We start from the raw sequence: 19,638 nt of genomic DNA on the forward strand, positions 1-19,638 counted from the left end.
CGGTGGCCGGACCTCTGATCAGCGTCTCCGACGAACACCCCCGGGTCCCGGCGACACCACCCCCCAGGTCATGCCTTCGACAGGGGGCAACAGTCATACCGGGCCCAGAGGCCAGCGGCCCCATTGCGGAGCCGCGAAAAACATAACGGGGACTCTTTTTGTAGGTGCCCGTCTCGAGTTGAACAGTTCGTTCAATGCCGAACGGGCTCGTCCTTCAGGTGGTTGACGAACGAGGTCCAGGCGGCGGGAGCGAAGACGAACGCGCCGCGCGCGCGGTCCTTGCTGTCGCCCACCGCGATGTCTCCCGCGTCAACGGTCTGGATCTCGACGCACTGGCCCCCGTTGTCAGCACTGTACGACGAGCTGCGCCACAGGTCTTCGGGGAGGTGGTACCGGATCATGTCGAACTTCCTGTCCTTGTTCCGATGGGCCCATCAGGCATTGAACGCCCCGGACTTCGCCGCTCGATCCTTCCTGTCATCCCTTCCCGCCACCAGGAGGCAGCATGTTTGCCATGCGCCCGGCCACAGCCGATGACATCCCCGCCGTTGAGAGGGTGATCCTGGCCCGCTCCGGCTGGCTGGAGGGGCACGGGCTCCCGAGCTGGCGGGAGAACGCGGCCGAACTCGCGCGTCAGGCGCAGAACTCCGAGGGCGACGTGTGGGTCCTCGCCGGGGATGACGGGCGCGTCATCGGTTGCACCACCGTCCAGGAACAGACTCCCCCGTGGGGCTGGACGGAAGAGGAACTCAACGAGCCGGCTCACTATCTCTACTCGACCGTCACCGACCCCGCCTATCGCGAGATGAAGCCGGGAACGGCGATGGCACTCTGGGCCGTGGACCGGGCGGCGCTGCGCGGGCGCACCTGGGTTCGCCGTGGCTGCCACTTTCCTGGACTGGTGAAGTACTACGAAACCCAAGGGTTCGAGCTGATGCACGAAGTACAGCGCACGCGCACCAAGGTCTATCTCATGGGCCGCCGGGCCGAGCGCGTCACGGACCTGGAAGAACGGTTCCGAGCGCTGTCAGAACCCGGGTCGAAACCCCGCACAAGCACCTGATCCCCCCAGCCGCTGGTCAGCGAGAACCCGACGGAGGCCGCCGGTCGGGGCCCGGTTGGGCGGGCCCCGGCGGCGTGCCGGTTCGGCTGGTTGGTCAGCTGAAGGCGGCTTCAGCACTCCGCCGTCCAGGACGTAGGAGAAGCCGTCGAGCGTGCCGTCCTCGTCGGTCGTCGGGGTCATGGCGAGGACTTCGGCGAGGGAGCGGTCGCATCCGGTCTGCTTCATCAGCACCTCCCGGGCGGCCAGGATCACGCAGCGGCCCTGGGGCACGGTGCCGTGCGGCAGTACCCACCCGTCGTCCATCCCCTCCCGCTTCCCCCGCACCATCAACACGTGGTTGGACTGTGTGGTCGCCAACACGTGGAAGGTGAACGGAACGGTGGAGCGGACAATCGTCGTACGCATGAAGAACCCTTGTCTCGTGTAGATGAGTTGACTTGCTTGGTTGGTTGGTCAGTTGGTGAGGGCCGGCAGCAGGCCGGACAGCGCCGTCAGCAGGCACATCAGCCCGACGAACGCCGGCCCCAACACCCCGCCGGTGTCCGGGCGTTGGGCCGGGGCCGGGTCGTGTGGGCGGGGCACGACCCGCCAGTGCCGCTCGGTCCGCGCCAGGAACAACGTGTGCTCCGGGAACTCGGCCGTGTGCTGGAGCGACCACACCGCCACCGGCAGCTCATCGTCGTCGAACAGCGGCGAACGCGCCTCGCAGCTCATGCACTCCGCCCCGTAGATGCCCTCCGGCACCCCCGGCCCCCGCTCCTTGACCAGCACCCACTCCGCGCCCCGAACAATCTCGGTCATCCCCCGCCGCTCCCCTTCGTCTCCGTTGGTTGATACGCGTCGGCCAACCGCCGCAGCCGCCGCCCGAACACCGTCCGCGCCCGCCGGTAGCGCGCCTTCCACCCCGACTCCGCGAAGTCCCAGACCATCGCGTGCAGTTGATCCAGACACCCCCCGCAGGCGTACAGCGGGGCGTGCGCCCCCACGGTGGAGACCGCCCCGATCCACACCACCGCCGTCACCTGATGACCACAGAAGAACCAACACGGCCCCACCACCCACGCGTTGGCCCCCCACCGCCCCGGCAGCGGAAGCATGAACTCCCACCCGGAATCGGCCGCCGTCACCCGCCCTGACCCTCGAGGACGCGGCCGAGCGCATCGACGGCGACAAGCCGAAGATCAGCCGCATCGAGAACGGCCGCATGTCGATCCGTCGACTCGAACTCGAAGCGCTGCTGGAGCTGTACGGCGTCAAGGACGAGCGAACGGTCACCGCGCTGACGGCGATGCTCCGGCAGTCACGCAAGAAGGGCTGGTGGCACCAGTACAGCCAGGACCTCGACCCGGACTTCGAGGAGCGCCTGGACCTGGAGGACGACGCCGTTCGCATCCATGTCTTCCAACCGCTGCTGGTGCACGGCCTGTTGCAGACGGCGGAGTACGCCGAGGCCGTGATCCGCGCGGCCGAGCGTTCCGCCACCGAGGAACAGATCGCGACCTGGTTGCAGATGCGGATGGTCCGCCAGGAGATCCTTCGGCGCGAGGCCCCGCCCCAGTTCGTCTGCGTGCTCGACGAGGCGGTGTTGCATCGCCAGATCAGCAGCCCGGCCATCCAGGCCGCTCAGCTGAGGCGGCTGCGCGAGATCAACTCCCCGCCAGAGGTGTCGATCCAGGTCGTCCCCCTCGGTCAGGGCTGGCACGCCGGCCTGGACGGCGGCTTCACCATCTACTCCTACCCGGACCCGCTCCAGCTGGACGTGGTGAGCGTTGACTACCTGGACGGGGCGCTCTACCTGGAGGAGGATGCCCCTGTTGAGCGGTATCGAAGGGCCTTTCACCAGGTGAGAGCATCCGCTCTATCGTCACGGCAATCCATGACCCTGATCTCGCGGTTGGCGCGGGACCTGGAGAAACAACTGTGAGGCACCCCCATGCTCCGGCACCACCTCCCCGAAGACCTGTGGCGCAGCTCGTCGTACAGCGCTGACAACGGGGGCCAGTGCGTCGAGATCCAGACCGTTGACGCCGGGGACATCGCGGTGGGCGACAGCAAGGACCGCGCGCGTGGCGCGTTTGTCTTCGCCCCCACCGCCTGGACCTCGTTCGTCAACCACCTGAAGCGGGACGCCGACTGACCCCCGGCGCCCCACAACAGACAACCCAACACCGCGCGGCCCCACCAACGGGTGGGGCCGCGTTGGTCGTTCAACAACTCGACGGCCCTCACGCGTTGAACGATCCGTTCAACTCTCGACGGGCACCTAGAAAAAAGGTCCCCCACCCCCCGCGCGCCCGCCTTCGGGAGTCGACGGCCCGTGGACTACCAAGACAGCAGGCGATGTTCGCGCGGCAGCGTGGTCGTTGACCCAACCCCACCACCCACCGCCCGCCCACCCGAACAACCGGCACCGTCCCCGCGAGACGCCCGATGATCGGTCACGTCCGAGACGGGCGACATGCCGGGGCAGGCCGGCGAAGCCGGTGCGCGCTACGCACGCCCCCAGCCGCCAACCGGCCCCCGAACAAGCCGCAGTCCCTGCGCCCGGAGGGCACGCACCGCACTCCCGATCACCCCGGCGGCAACGAACTCCACCTCCCGGAAGCCGCGCCCCCCTTCCCAGCCAGCCTCCTGCCGGCATTCGTTACGCCCGCACCCGGCCGGTCGTGTGCCACGTAGGCCCGGCTTCGTAGCCCGCGCCAGAACCCCAACCACACACAACAAGCCTCGTCGACGAACAAACGACCAGACGGGCTGCCCCGCACCGGCCACCGGCCCGCAGACGAACCCCGCCCCCAACACACCACCCGCACCCACCCCTACTCCACCCCCTTCGCCGAACCCGCCCCGTTCGCCGAACCCGCCCCGTTCGCCGAACCCGCCCCGTTCACCCTGCCTCACCCACCAGACGCGGCACCGCCGCGCGGATGAGTTCGGCGCGCTCCGCCTCGTCGAACACCTCGGGCAGCGTGAGCTGTTCGAGGATCAGCCAGTTGTACGCGCAGATCAGCAGCTTGACGGAGATGGCGTCGCCGGGCAGGCCCGAGGCCGCCTGGTGGGCGACGTTGTGCGCGATGTCGGCGCGTACCCGCTCCGTGAGCAGCCGGCGCAGCTCCGGCCTGCGAACGGCTTCGAGCCGCAGCTCCAGCAGCGCGAGATAGCCGCTGCGGAAGCCGCCGACCTTGGCCACCAGGTCGACCATCAGCTCGACGAACCGCTCGGTGTCCTGTGGGCCCGAGGGCTCCTCCGCCGCCCCGCCCTCGCTCGCCCCTTCCTCGCCCGGGTCGAGGCGTTCGTAGACCCGGGTGCCGGCCTGGATGAGCAGTTGGTCGCGGTTGGCGAAGTAGTTGGACGTCGTGCCGTTGGGAACGCCCGCCTCGGCGTCCACGGCGCGGAACGTCAGCCCCCGTGCGCCCCCCTCCGCCAGCACCTCGATCGCGGCGTCGAGCAGCGCCGCCCGCCGTTCGTCGTTTCTGCGCACCATTGACACCACTCCAGATGTAGTACTACGTTGAAACCACTGCAACCACAGTACTCCAACTGCGGTACTTCAGTACTTCAGTTCTTCAGCACGTCACAAGGAGCCTCATGCGCAAGCTTGTCTACTACGTCGGCGTCTCCCTCGACGGCCGGATCGCCGGCCCCGGCGGCGAGTTCGACTTCTACCCCTTCGGCGACGAGAAGCAGACCGCCGAGTACCACACCTGGATGACGAAGGCGCTGCCGGACACCATCCCGGCCGCCGCCCGCGAGCCCTTCGGGCTGGCCGACACCCCCCTCCAGCGGTTCGACACCGTGCTGATGGGTCGGGGCAGCTACGAACCCGGACTGGCCGAGGGCTGGGTGGACCCCTATGCCCACCTGCGGCAGTACGTCGTCTCCACCACCGTGCCGGAGAACCCGGACGCCCAGGTCACCCTGGTCCGCCGCGACCCGGTGGGCCTGGTCCGCGCCCTCAAGCGCGAGGACGCGGACAAGGACATCTGGCTCTGCGGCGGCGGCAACCTCGCCGGGCAACTGCTCCCGGAGATCGACGAGTTGATCATCAAGAGCTACCCGGTGGTCGCCGGCGCCGGAGTCTCCGCGTTCGAGGGGGCGTTCGACCCCACGGTCTTCGCGGTCACCGACCGGAAGACCTTCGACAACGGGGTGGTCGTCAGCTGGCTGGCCCGGCGGTGACGTCCACGGCACGCCCGTTGGCCGACGAGCCGTTGCCCGAAGGCCCGTTGCCCGACGGCCCGTCGGGCAGGGCGCCGCCCGGCCCGCCCGGCGCGGCCTCGCCCGCCACGGGGCCGCCGGCCCCGTCGTCGGCCCGCTCCGTGAGGAACTGCGTGGCGGCCAACTCCGCGTACAGCGGGTTGCTCGCCACCAGCTCCCGGTGCGTGCCGACCGCCCGCACCCGGCCGGCGTCCATCACCACGATCCGGTCGGCCGAGGTCACCGTCGAGAGCCGGTGCGCCACCACCAGCACCGTGGTGCGGCGCGCCACCTCGGCGACGGTGTCCCGCAGCGCCGCCTCGTTGACCGCGTCCAACTGCGAGGTCGCCTCGTCGAGCAGCAGCAGCCGGGGCCGGCGCAGCAACGCCCGGGCGATCGCGACCCGTTGACGTTCCCCGCCGGACAGCTTGGTGCCCCGGTGGCCCACCAGCGTGTCCAGCCCGTCCGGCAGCCGCGCCACCAGCGTGTCGAGCCGCGCCGTGCGCAGCGTCTCGGCCAGCGCGTCCTCGGCGGTGTCGGGCGCGCCGAAGAGCAGGTTGTCGCGGAGCGTCCCGGAGAGCACGGGGGCGTCCTGCTCCACATAGCCGATGGAAGCGCGGAGTTCGGCCAGGTCCCACTCCCGCACGTCCCGGCCGTCCAGCAGCACCCGGCCCTCGGTGGCGTCGTAGAACCGCTCGATCAACGAGAAGACCGTCGTCTTGCCGGCGCCCGAAGGGCCGACGAACGCCGTCATCCCGCGCGCCGGCACGCTGAAGTCCACGCCGTGGTGGACCAGGGGCGCGTCCGGCGCGTAACGGAAGCGCACGCCATCGAACGCGACCGCCGCCGGCTCCCCGCCCCCGGCGGCCAGGGCCGGCCGGTCGCCGGAGGCCGTCGGCTCCACCGGCAGCGCCCACACCTCGCGGATGCGGCTGATCGCCGCCGAACCCACCTGATACTGAGTGATCGCGCTCACCACCTCCTGGAGCGGCGAGATCAGATAGAAGACGTAGAGCAGGAACGCCACCAGCGTCCCGATCTCGATCGAGCCGGTCGCCACCCGCGCCCCGCCCACCGCCAGCACCGTGAGGAACACGCCCTGGATCGCGAGGAACATGGTGTTCCCCGCGACCGCCGTCCACTTCGCCGAGGTGACGCTGGCCCGCCAGGAACGTTCGGCCGCCTCGTGCACCGTGCGCTCCTCGCGCTCCTCGGCGCCCGCCGCCTTCACCGTGCGCAGCGCGCCCAGCACCCGCTCCAGGCTGGCGCCCATCTCGCCGACGGACTCCTGCGCGCGCTTGCTCGCCCGCTGGATCATCGGCGCGATGATGCCGATGACCACGCCCGCCGCCGCGACCACGCCGAGCGTGACCCCGAGCAGCACCACGTCCACCAGGCCCATCATCAGCAGCGTGGCCACCAGCGTCAGCCCGCCGGTGCCGAGGCCGATCAGCGACTGGGTGGTCATCGCCCGCAGCAGCGTGGTGTCCGAGGTGGCGCGCGAGAGCAGGTCGCCCGGCTCGCTGGCGTCCACGGCCGAGATCCGCAGCCGCAGCAGATAGGAGGTCAACGAGCGCCGCGCGGTCAACACCACCGACTCGGCGGTGCGTTGCAGGATGTAGTAGCCGAGCGCGCCGAGCCCGGCGTTGGCGAACACCAGCAGCGTCAGCCACAGCAGCTGGCTGGCGATGCCGCCGTCCCCGCCCAGGTTCTCGATCAGGGAACGGGCCACCAGCGGCAACGCCAGCCCGGCCGCGCCGGTGACCAGCGAGAGCAGCGCGCCCAGGAGCAGCGTCCAGCGGTAGGGCCGGACATAGCCCAACAGCACCCGCCAGGCCGGCGGCTCGTTCCCCGCCGGGGCGTCCGCCGACTCCTTCGCCGGTCCGTTCCCGGCCGGGGCGTCCGCCGGTCCGTTCCCGGCCGGGGCGTCCGCCGACGCTCTCGCCGCCTCCTCGGCCGCCCCGGCCTCCGCCGCTCGCTGCTCCGCCATCGCGTTCCCCCTCGGGCCGGGCCCGTTCCCGGATCTTCGTTCCCGGTCTTCGTTCCCGGATCTTCGTTCCTAAGGAGCAGAACGCACGGGGTCCCCGGGAAGTTGCTCCGCCGGGCCGCCGGTTGGCTCGGGCGCGGCCGACTCCCGCAGCCCGAACCGGTCGTGCACCCGGCGCAGCGGGGCCGGCGACCACCACAGCGCCCGGCCGCCCAGCTTCATCGCGGCCGGCAGCAGCGCGCCCCTGATCAGCGTCGCGTCCACCAGCACCGCCAGCGGCAGGCCCACACCCAGCGCCTGCACAAAGGTGATCTCCGAGATCAGGAACGCCAGGAACACCACCGAGAGCGCCACGGCCGCCGCCGTCACGATCCGGCCGACCCGCTCCAGCCCGACCGCCACCGCCGAGGCCGGGTCGCCGCTCGCCTCGTACTCCTCGCGGATGCGGGAGAGGAGGAAGACCTGGTAGTCCATGCCCAGGCCGAACGCGCAGGCGAAGAGCAGCACGGGAACGGTGGACACCACCTCGCCGGTGACCGTGAAGCCCAACAGGCCGGAGAGATGGCCGTCCTGGAAGCCCCACACCAGCACCCCGAACGCGGCCGTCAGGCCCAGCGCGCTCAGCAGCATCGCCACGAAGGGCAGCAGCACGCTGCCGGTCAGCAGGAACAGCAGCACCACCATCGCGGCCAGCAGCGTCAGCCCGGCCACCGGCAGCCGGTCCATGATGCTGGCGTTGGAGTCGACGGCCACCGCCACCCGGCCGCCCACCAGCGTCTCGCCCGGCGCGTCCACCGCGCGGGTCGCGTCGACCAGGTCCTCCAGCGCGCGGTTGCCCACCGGCTCGGGCACCACCGTCAGGGCCGTTCCCCCGCCGTCGGCGGCCACCAGGCCCTCGTGCGCCGGGCCGGGCGGCGCGACCAGCGCGCCGCCGGCGAAGCTGCCGGTCGGCGCGTCCACCCGCGCCACGTCGTTCAGCGCGGACAACGCGGCGGCGTAGGCGTCGAGTTGGTCGCCGTTGCCGTCCGGCGGCAGCGCGGGCAGCACCACGGAGACCGCGTCGGACTCGCCCGCGTCGAAGTTGGCCCGCAGCTCCTCCGCGACCTGCCGCCCCGCCGAGGACTCCGGCAGGGCCCGCTCGTCGGCGCTGCCCAGCCGGATGTTCAGGAACGGGGCGCCGAGGACCAGCAACAGCAGCGTGCCCAGGGTGGCCACCGGCACCGCCCTGCGCATCACCACGGAGGCCAGCCGGTGCCAGAAGCCGTGTTCCACCGGGGTGTTGGCGCGGTTGCGCAGCATCCGGCCGGCGTTGGCGCGGCGGCCCAGCACGGCCAGCAGCACCGGCAGCACGGTCAGCGTCACCGCCGCCGCCAGCAGCGAGACGGCGATCCCGGCGTACGCCATCGACCGCAGCGCCAGCGCGGGGAACCACGCCAGGCTGGCCAGCGTGACCGCGACCGTCACCGCCGAGAAGATCACCGTCCGCCCGGCCGAGAGCATCATCAGCCGGATCGCCTCGGCCGGCTCCCGGCCGTGGGCCAGCTCCTCGCGGTACCGGTTGACCATCAACAGGCTGTAGTCGACGGCCAGTCCGAGGCCCAGCACGGTGACCACGTTCACTGCCAGTACCGACAGGTCCGTCACTCCGGCCAGGACCCACAGCAGGCCCAGCGTCAGCAGGATCGTCACCAGGCCGACGACCAGCGGCAGCGCGGCGGCCAGCAGGCTGCCGAAGACCGCGACCAGCACCAGCAGCAGCAGCGGGAACGCCAGCATCTCGCCGCGCACGGCGTCGCGTTCGCTGAGTTCGCTCAGCTCCTGGTTGATCACGGCGGAGCCGCCGAACTCGATGTCCAGTGCCCCGTCGGCCACCTCGCCCTCGTAGGTGGGCTCCAGCTCGGCCAGCCGCTCCCCGGCCTCCGTCTCGTCGCCCTCGATCGCGGCCAGCACCAGCGCCGCGCGGCCGTCCTCGGAGCGCAGGTTAGGGGCGTTGCCAGCCTCCCAGTAGGAGAGCACTTCGGTCACGCCGTCCTCGGCGGCCAGCCGCCGGCCGAGCGCCGCGCCCGCCTCGGCCGCCGCCGGGTCGTCCACTCCGCGCTCGGCGTGCACCAGCAGCACCAGGTTGAGGTCGTCGCGGCCGAAGCGTTCCGCCAACGCCTCGGCCGCCAGGGTCGACTCGGCGCCCGGGTCGTCGAACCCGCCACCCTTCAACCGGTCGAACAGGCCCCCGCCCGTGCCCGCCCCCGCGAGCGCCAGCACCACCGCCACCAGCAGCACGGCCCGCCGCCGCCTCAGCAGCGTCGCGCCCAGTCGTCCCAACATCTCAGCTCCGCTCCGCCGTGGTCGTTTCCCTCACGACAGGGCGCGTGGCGCGGCTGTGACACCGAACGACCGCCCGCGCGGCGAATGAGACGCGGATCACGTTCCGGGCGCGCCGGGGGCCGCGCCCTGGCCGGGCGTCGACCGGCGTCGGCCGCCGCGCGTCAACCGGGGTCAACGAGCTGCCCGTTTCGCCCCGTTGAGGCGGCGCGGGCCCGGCGGGACAATGAACGACGGCCACCGGAGGGGGCTGAGCGCGGCGTCACGGGACGACGCACCGCGCGCCGGCGGTTCCTCAGCCCTACCCTGGAGCAGCCCCCCATGGACAGACACGTCCGCTTCCCCCGGCCCGCCGTGGCCGCCGCCGCCCTTCTCGCCCTGGTCGGCGCCCTGTTGCTGACCCTGGTCGCCAGCCCGGCCCGCGCCGCCGAGGCGCCGGCCGAGCCGGCCGCCGTGGAACCGGCCGCCGAGCCGCAGGCCGCCGAGCCCACCCGGATCATGGCGCTCGGCGACTCCATCACCGGCTCACCCGGCTGTTGGCGCGCCCTGCTCTGGCAGGACATGCAGGCCGCCGGTTACACCGACGTCGACTTCGTCGGCTCCCGCACCCCCGACGGCTGCGGCTTCCCCTACGACGGCGAACACGAGGGCCACGGCGGCATCCTGGCCACCGGCATCGTCCGCGACAACCTGCTGCCCGGCTGGATGGCCAACGCCAACCCCGACGTGGTGATGATGACGCTGGGCACCAACGACGTCTGGAGCGGCCTGCCGACGGCGACCATCCTCGACGCCTACACCACCATGATCGGCCAGATGCGCGCCCACAACCCGGACGTCCAGGTGCTGGTCGCGCAGATCCTCCCGATGACCCCGAGCGGGTGCGGCGACTGCTGGAACCGGGTCGTCGAACTGAACGCCGCCATCCCCGGCTGGGCGGCGGGCCTGACCACCGCCGAGTCGCCGCTGACCGTGGTCGACCTGTGGACCGGCTTCGACACCGCCACCGACACCTCGGACGGCGTCCACCCCAACGACGCCGGCATCCGCAAGATGGCCGACACCTGGTTCTCGGCCCTGACCGGCCTCCTCGACGCCCTGCCGGAGGCGTCGGCCTGACCCGGGCGACGGCCTGAACCGTCGCACCGTCCGGGGCCGGCACCCGCCGGCCCCGGACGGCACGGCGCCCGTCCCGTTCCCCTCCGCGCGGACGCGCCTCGCTTCGCGTCGTCGTCACGATCGGCGCATACCATCGGCGGGTTCGAGGGGGACGGCACGAGTGACGGAGGTAGGGACATGCGGTACACGCGACTCGGGGCGACCGGGCTTGAGGTGTCGGTGGTCTGTCTGGGCTGCATGAGCTTCGGGGTGCCCGAACGCGGCGCGCACCCGTGGTCGTTGGACGAGGAGACCAGCCGGCCGCTGATCCGGCAGGCGGTCGAGGCCGGGATCACGTTCTTCGACACGGCCAACGTGTACTCCGACGGCACCAGCGAGGAGATCACCGGCCGCGCCCTGGCCGACTTCGCCCGCCGGGACGAGGTGGTCATCGCGACCAAGGTGAACGGGCGGATGCGGCCGGGGCCGAACGGCGCCGGCCTGTCCCGGAAGGCGATCCTCGCCGAGATCGACCACAGCCTGCGCCGCCTCGGCACCGACTACGTGGACCTCTACCAGATCCACCGCTTCGACCCGAACACCCCGGTCGAGGAGACGATGGAGGCGCTGCACGATGTGGTGAAGGCCGGCAAGGCCCGTTATATCGGTGCTTCCTCCATGTGGGCCTGGCAGTTCGCCAAGGCGCAGCAGGTCGCGGAGCGGAACGGCTGGACGCGGTTCGTGTCGATGCAGAACCACTACAACCTGATCTACCGCGAGGAGGAGCGGGAGATGCTGCCGCTCTGCGCCGACCAGGGCGTGGGCGTCATCCCCTGGTCCCCGCTCGCGCGCGGCCGGCTGACCCGACCCTGGGACGAGGCCACCGCCCGGTCGGCGACGGACGAGTTCGGCGCGACGCTCTACCAGCCGGGCGACCGGCAGATCGTGGAGCGGGTGCTGGAGATCGGTGAGCGGCGCGAAGTGCCGCCCGCGCGCGTCGCGTTGGCCTGGCTGCTGGCCAACCCGACCGTCACCGCGCCGATCGTCGGCGCCACCTCGGCCCGCCACATCGAGGACGCGGTGGCGGCGACGGAGGTGACGCTCACCGAGGAGGAGATCGCGCGGCTGGAGGAGCCGTACACGCCGCACGCGGTGGCCGGGTTCAAGTAGGCGCGGGGGGCGGGGAGTTCCGGAACCGGGAGGGGTGGGTTGACACCCCAATGGTCCAGACCTACGTTCGGCGCACCGACCCAATGTTCAAGTGACCGCCTTGAGTTCACAGTTATGAACCACCGGGGCGGCAAGAACACCTCAGGTATCGCTGAACTCGCGCGTCCGGTCCGTTGCCACTCCTCAGGGAGGCCCCCCACATGTCCGACGAACCCGCGTCCAACAGACCCCCACGCACCCCACGCACCCCCCGCGCCCGCCGGGGCTCGTTCCCCAAGGTCATCGGGCTCCTCGCCCTGGTGGGCGCGGTGCTGTTCGGCCTGCTCCCGGCCGGCACCACCACCGCCGCCGCCGAGCCGGCGGCCCAGCCGGCGGCCGAAAGCGCCGAACGCGCCGAAAGCGCCGAACGCGCCGCGTCCGACGAGGTCCGCCCGCTGGCCCCGGCCAGCTTCACCCACCCCGGGGTGCTGGTCAGCCAGTCCCAACTGGACTTCGTCCGAGCCCGCGTTCAGGCGGGTGAACAGCCCTGGGCCGCCGCCTTCGACCAGATGATGGCCTCGCCGTTCGCCGACCAGAACCGCCAGCCACGGCCCCGCGCGGTCGTCGAGTGCGGCTCCTACTCCAACCCCAACCACGGCTGCACCGACGAGCGCGAGGACGCCATCGCCGCGTACACCAACGCGCTGGCCTGGTACCTCACCCAGGACGCGCGGTACGCCGAGAAGGCCATCCAGCTGATGGACGCCTGGTCGGCCGTGATCACCGACCACACCAACAGCAACGCCCCGCTCCAGACCGGCTGGGCCGGCGCCTCCTGGGCCAGGGCCGCCGAGCTGGTCAAGCACACCTACGGCGACTGGCCCGGCGCCGGCGCCTTCGCCGACATGCTGCGGAACGTCTATCTGCCGGAGGTCATCGGCGGCTCCCACAGCAACGGCAACTGGGAGCTGACCATGATGGAGGCCGCCGTCGGCATCGCCGTCTTCCTCGACGACGCGGGCGCCTACGACCAGGCGATGAGCCGCTTCCTCAACCGGGTGCCGGCGTTCATCTACCTGGAGTCGGACGGCGCGCTGCCGCGCACCGTGCCCGGCAGCGGCCTGGACACCCCGCAGGAGATCGTCAACTACTGGCACGGTCAGAGCACCTTCGTCAACGGCGTCACCCAGGAGACCTGCCGGGACTTCACCCACACCGGCTACGGCCTGGCCTCCATCGCCAACGTCGCCGAGACCAGCCGCATCCAGGGCGAGGACCTCTACACCGGCCACGTCGGCGAGCGGCTGCGGCACGGCCTCGGGCTCCAGACCCGCTACGAGCGGGAGGCGCCGCCGAGCTGGCTGTGCGGCGGCGACATCACGCGCGGCCTGGGCCCGGTGACCGAGGTCGGCTTCAACGCGATGGGCAACCGGCTCGGCCACGCCATGACCAACACCCAGGCGTACACCGAGTCGACCCGCCCGCAGGGCAGCAACTGGCTCTTCGTCGCCTGGGGCACCCTCACCCACGCCAACCAGCTCAACTAGCCCAACCAGTCAACCGGCCCACGCCCGAACCCAGTTGACGCGCCCCCGTGCCCCGCCGTTCCGCCCCGTCTCACATCGGCGGCGGCGGGGGCGGGGGCGCCGGCTGTGGGTCGGGGTGCGGCTTGGGGCGGTCGGGGCCCGGGGGCGCCGGCGGCTCCGGGTCGGGCGGCGGCACCGGGACCGGTCCCGGCTGCGGGCCCGGGCGCGGCCCGCCGGGCCCGGGCTTCGGGTCGGGCGGCGGCGTCGGCCTGGGCGGGATCGGATCGGGCTCGGGCCCCGGCGGCGGCAACGGGTCCGGCTCGGGCCCCGGCTTGGGCGTGCTCATCGTGCGCCCTCCCTCGACGACAACGGCGGATGGCCACGGCCACCCCGGGTGGCGCGCGGCCGGCATCTGCGAGCCCTCCGGGTGCCCGGCGCGCCCCGCCGGCAAACCGCGACCGGCGACCGGAGCGCGTCCGCGACACGCGACCGGAGCGCGCTGTGCGCGGTTGAACGGGTCGGGCCCGCGATGATCGAAACCGTGCCGTTCCGCCCACAAGCTCATCAAACGGGCTCATCCGGCGGTCGGGGAACGGCGTTCCGCGCGGGAGAACGAAGGAGGGCGAACGGTGCTGGCACTCTTCGCCCTGCACGCGGCCGTCGCCGCGTTCCTCCCGTGGCTCGCGGCCCGGGCGCCGCGCGGCGTCTGGTACGTCGCCGCCCTGGTGCCGCTGGCGGCCGTCGGCTGGGCGGCCTGGCACACCGGCGCCGTCCTCGACGGCGGCACGCTGAACGAGACGCTCTCCTGGGCGCCCGCCCTCAACCTCACCGTGGAGCTGCGGCTCGACCCGCTCTCCCTGCTGATGGTCTACGTGGTCAGCGGCGTCGGCGCCCTGGTGCTGCTGTACTGCGCCCGCTACCTGCCGGGCCACGGCCGGGAGGCGGCGCTGCTGCTGCTCTTCGCCGGCGTGATGTTCGGTCTGGTCACCGCCGACCAGCTGATCGCCCTCTATATCTTCTGGGAGCTGACCTCCGTCATCTCCTTCCTGCTGATCGCCGGCCGGGGCGAGGGCGCCGACCACCGCAGGGCCGCCGAGCAGGCGCTGCTCACCACGGCCGCCGGCGGGCTCGCGATGCTCTTCGGCTTCATCCTGCTGGGCATCGAGGCCGACACCTACCGGATCTCCGAACTCCTCACCGACCCGCCCAGCGGCGGGCTGACCTGGCTGGCGGCGACGCTGATCCTGGTCGGCGCGTTCGCCAAGTCGGCGCAGGTCCCGTTCTCCGCCTGGCTGCCGGCCGCGATGGTCGCGCCAACCCCGGTCTCGGCGTATCTGCACGCGGCGGCCATGGTCAAGGCAGGCGTCTATCTGGTGGGCCGGCTGACCCCGGCCCTGGAGGGCGTCGGGCCCTGGCGGCCCGCGGTGCTGGCGTTCGGGCTGACCACGATGGTGGTCGCCGCCTGGCGGGCGCTGCGGCAGAACGACCTCAAGCTGCTGATCGCCTATGGCACGGTCAGCGAACTCGGCATGTTGATCGCCCTGTTGGGCGCCGGCACCCGCACCTCCGCGCTCGCCGGCGAGGAGATGCTGCTGGCGCACGCGGCGTTCAAGTCCTCGCTGTTCCTGACCGTCGGCGTGGTGGAGAAGACCACCGGTACCAGGGACCTGACCCGGCTGTCCGGGCTCGCCCGCCGGCTGCCGCTGCTGGCGGCGGCCGCCACCGTCTCCGCCGCCTCGATGGCGGGCCTGCCGCCGCTGATCGGCTACCTCGGCAAGGAGGCCGCCTACGACGGGCTGTGGCACGCGCCGTTCGCCGGCGGCGGCTGGGCGGTCGCCGGGCTGGCGCTCGGCTCGCTGCTGACGGTGGCCTACTCGGCGCGGTTCCTGTGGGGCGCGTTCGCCCGCAAGCCGGGCGTCCCCGACGCGGAGCCCGCACCTGCCGCGCCCGGGCTGGTCTGGCCGATCTGCCTGCTGGCGGCGGCCGCGCCCGTGTTGGGCCTGTGGTACGAGGGCACCGCCCGCCTCGTCGAGCCCTATGCCGCGACCCGGGGGCTGCTCATCGAGCCGGGCCCCGGCTACGCCGTGTCGCTCTGGCACGGCATCACCGCGCCGCTGCTCGTCTCCGCCAGCATGATCGCGCTGGGCCTGGTCATGCACGGGGCGAGGCGCCCGGTGGCCCGCTTCGGCCGCCGGCTGCCCCGGCTGCCGGACAGCCAGCGCGGCTACGACCGGACCGTGCGCGGCGTCGACCACGCCGCGACCTGGCTGACCCGGCACACCCAGGTCGGCTCGCTGCCGTTCTATCTGACGGTGCTGCTGCTGACCGTCATCGTGGTCCCCGGCGGCACCCTGCTGTCCCACCCGCCGGACTGGCCGCAGGTCGTCGGCTGGCACTCGGTGGTGCAGATCCCGCTGTCCTGCGTGGTGTTGACCGCCCTCGGCGGCCTGGTGGTGGCCCGGCACCGGCTGACGGCGGTGCTGCTGGTGGGCGCGGTCGGCTACGGGGTGGCCGCGCTGTTCCTGGTGCAGGGCGCGCCGGACCTGGCGCTGACGCAGTTCCTGGTGGAGACCCTCACCGTGGTGGTCTTCGTGCTGGTGCTGCGGCGGCTGCCGTCCAGCTTCACGCCCGAGCGGCCCAGCCCCAAGGGCCGGCTGCTGCGGGCCGCCGTGGCGCTGGCGGCCGGCGGCTGCGTCGCCTACTTCGCGGTCTCGGCGACGGCGGTCCGGCAGTCCCTGGAACTCTCCGACACCATCCTCGAACGGGCCCCGGAGACCGGCGCCAACAACGCGGTCAACGCCCTGCTCGTCGACTTCCGCGCGCTGGACACGCTGGGCGAGATCAGCGTGCTGCTGGTGACCGTGATCGGCGCCGGCGCGCTGCTCGGCTACCGCTCCTCGCGCCGCCAGTGGCCGACCGGGCCCTCCGCCGGCAGCCGGGCGGCGCGCGCGTTCCGGGGCATCCACTGGGACGTGCCGCGCGAGCCGTGGCTGCCGGAGGCCGACGAACTGCCGCGCCGCGACCGCTCGTTGCTGCTGGAGGTGGTGGTCAGGGCGCTGTTCCCTGCCGTGCTGGTGCTCTCCGTCTATCTGCTGTTCGCCGGCCACTACCGGCCGGGCGGCGGCTTCGCCGGCGGGCTGGTCGCCGGGCAGGCGTTCACCCTGCGGTATCTGGTGGGGCGGCGGGCCGAGGCCGCGTTCCCGCTGCCGATCACCCCGCGCGCGGTGGCCGGCGGCGGCCTGGCGCTGGCCGCGCTGGTGGCGCTGGCGCCGCTGGCGTTCGGCGAACCGCCGCTCTACAGCGCGACGTTCACGCTGGGCCTGCCGCCGCTGGGCGACGTCAAGATCGTCACCAACATCTTCTTCGACCTGGGCGTCTACCTGCTGGTGCTGGGCGTCTGCCTCAAGCTGCTGTTCGCCCTCGCGCAGGCCAGGGACGCCGGCGACACCCTGGTGCCCTACCACGACCGGCCCCGGAGGGTGCCGCGATGACCACCCTGGACCTGGTGATGGCCCTGGTCGTCGGCGGGCTCTTCGCCGCCGGCTTCTATCTGCTGCTGGACCGTTCGCTGATGCGCATCCTGCTCGGCGTGATCGTGCTGGGCCACGCCGCCAACCTGCTGCTGCTCCTGACCGGAGGACCGCCCGGCGTGCCGCCGGTGCTGCCGGGCGCCGGCCCGGGGGAGCGGTACGCGGACCCGCTGCCGCAGGCCATGGCGCTGACCGCGATCGTGATTACCTTCGGCATCACCACGCTGCTGCTGGCGCTGGTGCACCGCGCCTGGCAGCTCGACGGGCACGACGAGGTGCGGGACGACGTGGAGGACCGGCGGATCGGCACCGTGCAGGACCGGGAGGAGAGCGGCCCGCCGCTGCCGACCGACCGGGACCACGAGCCGGGCGGGGGGTTGGGCCGGTGACCGCCTGGCTGCTGGTCGCGCCCATGCTGCTGCCCGTGCTGGCGGCCGGCGTCTCGTTCACCCTCTCCGGCAGCCGCGTCGCCCAACAGCTGCTGGGCGTCGGCGTGTTGACGCTGGTGCTGGCCGACTCGGTGATGCTGCTGGTGATGGCGGAACGGGACGGGCCCCGGGCCGCGACGCTCGGCGGCTGGCCCGCGCCCCTGGGCATCACGCTGCTCGCCGACCGGCTGTCCGCGCTGCTGCTGATGGTGTCGGTCGCGGTGGCGCTGGCCGTGCTGGTCTTCTCCATCGGGCAGGGCTTCGCCGACTCGGGCCGCTCCTCGCCCTACGCGTTCCACCCGGCGTATCTGCTGCTGACCGGCGGGATCTGCCTGGCCTATCTCGCGGGCGACCTGTTCAACCTGTTCGTCGCCTTCGAGATGATGCTGACCTCGTCCTATGTGCTGATCACCCTGGGCGCGGGCGCCGACCGCATCCGCGCCGGGATGACGTACACCATCACCAGCCTCGCCTCCTCGCTGCTCTTCCTCACCTCCATCGCGCTGTGCTACGCCGCCGTCGGCACCGTCAACCTCGCCGACCTCAGCCGCCGGATGGACGCGGTGCCCGACGGGATGGTGGCCGCGCTGAGCGTGCTGCTGCTGGTGGTCTTCGGCATCAAGGCGGCGGCCGTTCCGCTGCACTTCTGGCTGCCCGACAGCTATCCGACGGCGCCGGCGCCGATCACCGCCGTCTTCGCCGCGCTGCTGACCAAGGTCGGCGTCTACGCGATGGTCCGCACCCAGACGCTGCTCTTCCCGCGCGACGGGACGTGGACGCTGCTGGCGATCGCCGCCATCGTGACGCTGCTGGTCGGGGTGCTGGGCGCGGTCGCGCAGGACGACATCAACCGTCTGCTGTCGTTCGTGCTGGTCAGCCACATCGGCTTCATGCTCTTCGGCCTGGCGCTCTTCGACGTGCCCGGGCTGACCGGGACCGTGCTCTACACCGTGCACCACATCGCGGTCCAGGCCGGGCTGTTCCTGGTCGCCGGGATCGTGGTGCGGCTGGCCGGCACCGCCTCGCTGACCCGGCTGGCACGGGCCGCGCCGCCGCCGCCGGTGGTCGCCGGGCTGTTCCTGGTGCCGGCGCTCAGCCTGGCCGGCATCCCGCCGACCTCGGGCTTCGTCGCCAAGTTCGTGCTGCTCCAGGCCGGCGGCGAACACGGCGGCGCGGTCCCGGTGCTGGTCGGCGCCGCGCTGGTGACCAGCCTGCTGACGCTGTACGCGATGGCCAGGCTGTGGCGCGCGGTGTTCTCCGCCGGGCCGGAACGCCCGCCGCCCGGCCGCTACCCGGGCAACGTGCTGATCCTGGGCGCGGCCGCCGGCATCGTGCTGACCGGCGTCGGGATCGCGGTCGGCGCCGGGGAGTTGGGCCGGATCAGCGAGCGCGCCGCGCACGACCTGCTGGAACGCGACGGCTACCGCGAGGCGGTGCTGGGAGAGGAGGCCGGGTGACGCCGCGAGTCCTGCCGGAGCGCCTGCTGGAGCGGGTGCGCCGACGGGCGCCCACCGTGCTGTGGCTGTGGGTGCTGTGGCTGCTGCTGTGGGGCGGGGTGCGTCCCGTTCCGCTGGTCGGCGGGCTGCTGGTGACGGTCGGGGTGGTGGCCCTCTTCGGCCTGCCGACGGTGCGCCGGCCCGGGCTGCGCCGGCCGCTGCGGCTGCTGGGCCTGATCGGCAACCTGCTGACGGAGCTGGTGACCACCTCGGTGCTGGTGGCCTGGGAGGCGCTGGCCCGGGGGCCGAAGGTCTCCACCGGCATCGTGGAGGTCCCGCTGCGCACGGACAGCGAGCTGCTGATGGCCTCGACGGCGCTGCTGAGCCTGATGGTGCCGGGCTCGCTGGTGCTGGAGATGGACCGCGAGCGGCGGCTGCTCTACATCCACGCGCTGCCGCTGCGCAGCCCGGCCGACGTGGAGCGCCGCCGGGGCGAGGTCGCGGGCGTCGAACGCCGGCTGGGCCGGGTCTTCGCGGAACGCCCGCCGGCGCCGGCCGCCGGCACAACCGGCTCAACGGGAGCCGGTGGAACGGAAGGTGGTGGCGCGTGATCACCGTGGCCAACATCGCGCTGGCGCTGGTCAGCCTCGCCGCGCTGCTGGTGGTGGGGCGGCTGGCGGCCGGGCCAGGGGCGCTGGACCGGGTGGTGGCGCTGGACGCGCTGGTCACCCTGATCGTGGTCGGCGCGGTGCTGGGCACGTTGGCCCGCTCCGACACCACCACCGGCTATGTGCTGGTGGTCCTCGCGCTGCTGGGCTTCGTCGGGTCGATCGCCTCGTCCCGGCTGATCGAGCGCCGCGAGGACATGCGGTGACCGGGCGGCGTTCGGCGGGAGGAGGTGGCCG

20 protein-coding genes are annotated in these 19,638 nt (G+C 72.6%); 12 read left to right on the plus strand and 8 right to left on the minus strand.

Annotation, left to right across the window (positions count from 1 at the left end; genetic code table 11):
* Window positions 1–191: 191 nt before the first annotated feature.
* Window positions 192–401, minus strand: a complete 210-nt coding sequence (locus tag FH609_RS28395; protein WP_139674494.1) for a DUF397 domain-containing protein — start codon at window positions 399–401, stop codon at window positions 192–194.
* Window positions 402–505: 104 nt separating this feature from the next.
* Here FH609_RS28395 and FH609_RS28400 point away from each other — a divergent pair, with 104 nt between their 5' ends.
* A complete protein-coding gene (locus tag FH609_RS28400; protein WP_139674497.1) occupies window positions 506–1,063 on the plus strand; it encodes a GNAT family N-acetyltransferase in 558 nt (185 codons plus the stop codon).
* Here FH609_RS28400 and FH609_RS28405 read toward each other — a convergent pair.
* The 3 genes from FH609_RS28405 to FH609_RS28415 are packed head-to-tail and all read right to left on the minus strand — an operon-like array spanning window position 1,028 to window position 2,085.
* Window positions 1,028–1,468: an NUDIX hydrolase gene (locus tag FH609_RS28405; protein ID WP_139674500.1), complete on the minus strand. Its 441-nt coding sequence runs from the start codon at window positions 1,466–1,468 to the stop codon at window positions 1,028–1,030. The genes FH609_RS28400 and FH609_RS28405 overlap by 36 nt on opposite strands.
* A 48-nt stretch (window positions 1,469–1,516) precedes the next feature.
* Window positions 1,517–1,864: a hypothetical protein gene (locus FH609_RS28410; RefSeq protein ID WP_139674503.1), complete on the minus strand. Its 348-nt coding sequence runs from the start codon at window positions 1,862–1,864 to the stop codon at window positions 1,517–1,519.
* A complete protein-coding gene (locus FH609_RS28415) occupies window positions 1,861–2,085 on the minus strand; it encodes a hypothetical protein (protein WP_139674506.1) in 225 nt (74 codons plus the stop codon). Before FH609_RS28415 ends, FH609_RS28410 begins: the two co-directional genes overlap by 4 nt.
* A gap of 110 nt (window positions 2,086–2,195) precedes the next feature.
* Between FH609_RS28415 and FH609_RS28420 the strand changes: the two genes are divergently transcribed.
* On the plus strand, window positions 2,196–2,987 hold the full coding sequence (locus tag FH609_RS28420; protein ID WP_139674509.1) for a DUF5753 domain-containing protein: 792 nt from the start codon (window positions 2,196–2,198) through the stop codon (window positions 2,985–2,987).
* 9 nt (window positions 2,988–2,996) lie between these two features.
* A complete protein-coding gene (locus tag FH609_RS28425; protein WP_139674512.1) occupies window positions 2,997–3,200 on the plus strand; it encodes a DUF397 domain-containing protein in 204 nt (67 codons plus the stop codon).
* A 750-nt stretch (window positions 3,201–3,950) separates the two neighbouring features.
* On the opposite strand, the gene FH609_RS28435 is transcribed toward FH609_RS28425, so the two are convergent.
* A complete protein-coding gene (locus FH609_RS28435; RefSeq protein WP_139674519.1) occupies window positions 3,951–4,547 on the minus strand; it encodes a TetR/AcrR family transcriptional regulator in 597 nt (198 codons plus the stop codon).
* 104 nt (window positions 4,548–4,651) lie between these two features.
* Between FH609_RS28435 and FH609_RS28440 the strand changes: the two genes are divergently transcribed.
* Complete coding sequence (locus tag FH609_RS28440; protein WP_139674521.1) at window positions 4,652–5,242, plus strand: dihydrofolate reductase family protein; 591 nt, start codon at window positions 4,652–4,654, stop codon at window positions 5,240–5,242.
* Here FH609_RS28440 and FH609_RS28445 read toward each other — a convergent pair.
* Window positions 5,220–7,250 carry an ABC transporter ATP-binding protein gene (locus FH609_RS28445; RefSeq protein ID WP_139674524.1) on the minus strand — a complete coding sequence of 677 codons (2,031 nt, stop codon included), beginning with the start codon at window positions 7,248–7,250 and terminating at the stop codon, window positions 5,220–5,222. The two genes, FH609_RS28440 and FH609_RS28445, sit on opposite strands and share 23 nt — an antisense overlap.
* A 69-nt stretch (window positions 7,251–7,319) precedes the next feature.
* Window positions 7,320–9,569, minus strand: a complete 2,250-nt coding sequence (locus tag FH609_RS28450; RefSeq protein WP_139674527.1) for an MMPL family transporter — start codon at window positions 9,567–9,569, stop codon at window positions 7,320–7,322.
* Window positions 9,570–9,887: 318 nt separating this feature from the next.
* Here FH609_RS28450 and FH609_RS28455 point away from each other — a divergent pair, with 318 nt between their 5' ends.
* The 3 genes from FH609_RS28455 (at window position 9,888) to FH609_RS28465 (ending at window position 13,360) form a co-directional block, all read left to right on the plus strand.
* Complete coding sequence (locus FH609_RS28455; RefSeq protein ID WP_139674530.1) at window positions 9,888–10,685, plus strand: SGNH/GDSL hydrolase family protein; 798 nt, start codon at window positions 9,888–9,890, stop codon at window positions 10,683–10,685.
* A gap of 177 nt (window positions 10,686–10,862) precedes the next feature.
* Window positions 10,863–11,834 carry an aldo/keto reductase gene (locus FH609_RS28460; RefSeq protein ID WP_139674533.1) on the plus strand — a complete coding sequence of 324 codons (972 nt, stop codon included), beginning with the start codon at window positions 10,863–10,865 and terminating at the stop codon, window positions 11,832–11,834.
* 200 nt (window positions 11,835–12,034) lie between these two features.
* Window positions 12,035–13,360 (plus strand): alginate lyase family protein, encoded by a 1,326-nt coding sequence (locus FH609_RS28465; RefSeq protein ID WP_139674536.1) that lies wholly within the window; start codon window positions 12,035–12,037, stop codon window positions 13,358–13,360.
* A gap of 70 nt (window positions 13,361–13,430) precedes the next feature.
* On the opposite strand, the gene FH609_RS28470 is transcribed toward FH609_RS28465, so the two are convergent.
* A complete protein-coding gene (locus tag FH609_RS28470) occupies window positions 13,431–13,685 on the minus strand; it encodes a hypothetical protein (protein WP_139674539.1) in 255 nt (84 codons plus the stop codon).
* A 283-nt stretch (window positions 13,686–13,968) separates the two neighbouring features.
* On the opposite strand from FH609_RS28470, the gene FH609_RS28475 reads away from it, so the two are divergent.
* Genes FH609_RS28475 through FH609_RS28495 form a run of 5 tightly spaced genes read left to right on the plus strand, consistent with a single transcriptional unit; the run spans window position 13,969 to window position 19,607 of the window.
* Window positions 13,969–16,830 (plus strand): Na+/H+ antiporter subunit A, encoded by a 2,862-nt coding sequence (locus tag FH609_RS28475; protein WP_139674542.1) that lies wholly within the window; start codon window positions 13,969–13,971, stop codon window positions 16,828–16,830.
* Window positions 16,827–17,258 (plus strand): Na(+)/H(+) antiporter subunit C, encoded by a 432-nt coding sequence (locus FH609_RS28480; protein WP_139674544.1) that lies wholly within the window; start codon window positions 16,827–16,829, stop codon window positions 17,256–17,258. The genes FH609_RS28475 and FH609_RS28480 overlap by 4 nt, the downstream gene beginning before the upstream one ends.
* Window positions 17,255–18,754 carry a Na+/H+ antiporter subunit D gene (locus FH609_RS28485; RefSeq protein ID WP_139674547.1) on the plus strand — a complete coding sequence of 500 codons (1,500 nt, stop codon included), beginning with the start codon at window positions 17,255–17,257 and terminating at the stop codon, window positions 18,752–18,754. Before FH609_RS28480 ends, FH609_RS28485 begins: the two co-directional genes overlap by 4 nt.
* Window positions 18,751–19,344 carry a Na+/H+ antiporter subunit E gene (locus tag FH609_RS28490; RefSeq protein ID WP_139674550.1) on the plus strand — a complete coding sequence of 198 codons (594 nt, stop codon included), beginning with the start codon at window positions 18,751–18,753 and terminating at the stop codon, window positions 19,342–19,344. The genes FH609_RS28485 and FH609_RS28490 overlap by 4 nt, the downstream gene beginning before the upstream one ends.
* The gene (locus FH609_RS28495; protein ID WP_139674553.1) at window positions 19,341–19,607 is read left to right on the plus strand and encodes a monovalent cation/H+ antiporter complex subunit F; all 267 of its coding nucleotides are present in this window, start codon (window positions 19,341–19,343) and stop codon (window positions 19,605–19,607) included. Before FH609_RS28490 ends, FH609_RS28495 begins: the two co-directional genes overlap by 4 nt.
* The last annotated feature ends 31 nt before the right edge of the window (window positions 19,608–19,638 follow it).

This window comes from Streptomyces sp. 3MP-14 (genome assembly GCF_006334905.2).
Classification (GTDB): Bacteria; Actinomycetota; Actinomycetes; order Streptomycetales; family Streptomycetaceae; genus Streptomyces; species Streptomyces triticirhizae.

Excerpts from the sequence above, each read along its gene's own strand:
- FH609_RS28450 (WP_139674527.1), bottom strand. The coding sequence starts at position 9,569 with ATGTTGGGACGACTGGGCGCGACGCTGCTGAGGCGGCGGCGGGCCGTG.
- FH609_RS28470 (WP_139674539.1), bottom strand. The coding sequence starts at position 13,685 with ATGAGCACGCCCAAGCCGGGGCCCGAGCCGGACCCGTTGCCGCCGCCG.
- FH609_RS28455 (WP_139674530.1), top strand. The coding sequence starts at position 9,888 with ATGGACAGACACGTCCGCTTCCCCCGGCCCGCCGTGGCCGCCGCCGCC.
- FH609_RS28425 (WP_139674512.1), top strand. The coding sequence starts at position 2,997 with ATGCTCCGGCACCACCTCCCCGAAGACCTGTGGCGCAGCTCGTCGTAC.
- FH609_RS28400 (WP_139674497.1), top strand. The coding sequence starts at position 506 with ATGTTTGCCATGCGCCCGGCCACAGCCGATGACATCCCCGCCGTTGAG.
- FH609_RS28405 (WP_139674500.1), bottom strand. The coding sequence starts at position 1,468 with ATGCGTACGACGATTGTCCGCTCCACCGTTCCGTTCACCTTCCACGTG.
- FH609_RS28410 (WP_139674503.1), bottom strand. The coding sequence starts at position 1,864 with ATGACCGAGATTGTTCGGGGCGCGGAGTGGGTGCTGGTCAAGGAGCGG.
- FH609_RS28440 (WP_139674521.1), top strand. The coding sequence starts at position 4,652 with ATGCGCAAGCTTGTCTACTACGTCGGCGTCTCCCTCGACGGCCGGATC.
- FH609_RS28465 (WP_139674536.1), top strand. The coding sequence starts at position 12,035 with ATGTCCGACGAACCCGCGTCCAACAGACCCCCACGCACCCCACGCACC.
- FH609_RS28435 (WP_139674519.1), bottom strand. The coding sequence starts at position 4,547 with ATGGTGCGCAGAAACGACGAACGGCGGGCGGCGCTGCTCGACGCCGCG.
- FH609_RS28445 (WP_139674524.1), bottom strand. The coding sequence starts at position 7,250 with ATGGCGGAGCAGCGAGCGGCGGAGGCCGGGGCGGCCGAGGAGGCGGCG.
- FH609_RS28480 (WP_139674544.1), top strand. The coding sequence starts at position 16,827 with ATGACCACCCTGGACCTGGTGATGGCCCTGGTCGTCGGCGGGCTCTTC.
- FH609_RS28395 (WP_139674494.1), bottom strand. The coding sequence starts at position 401 with ATGATCCGGTACCACCTCCCCGAAGACCTGTGGCGCAGCTCGTCGTAC.
- FH609_RS28460 (WP_139674533.1), top strand. The coding sequence starts at position 10,863 with ATGCGGTACACGCGACTCGGGGCGACCGGGCTTGAGGTGTCGGTGGTC.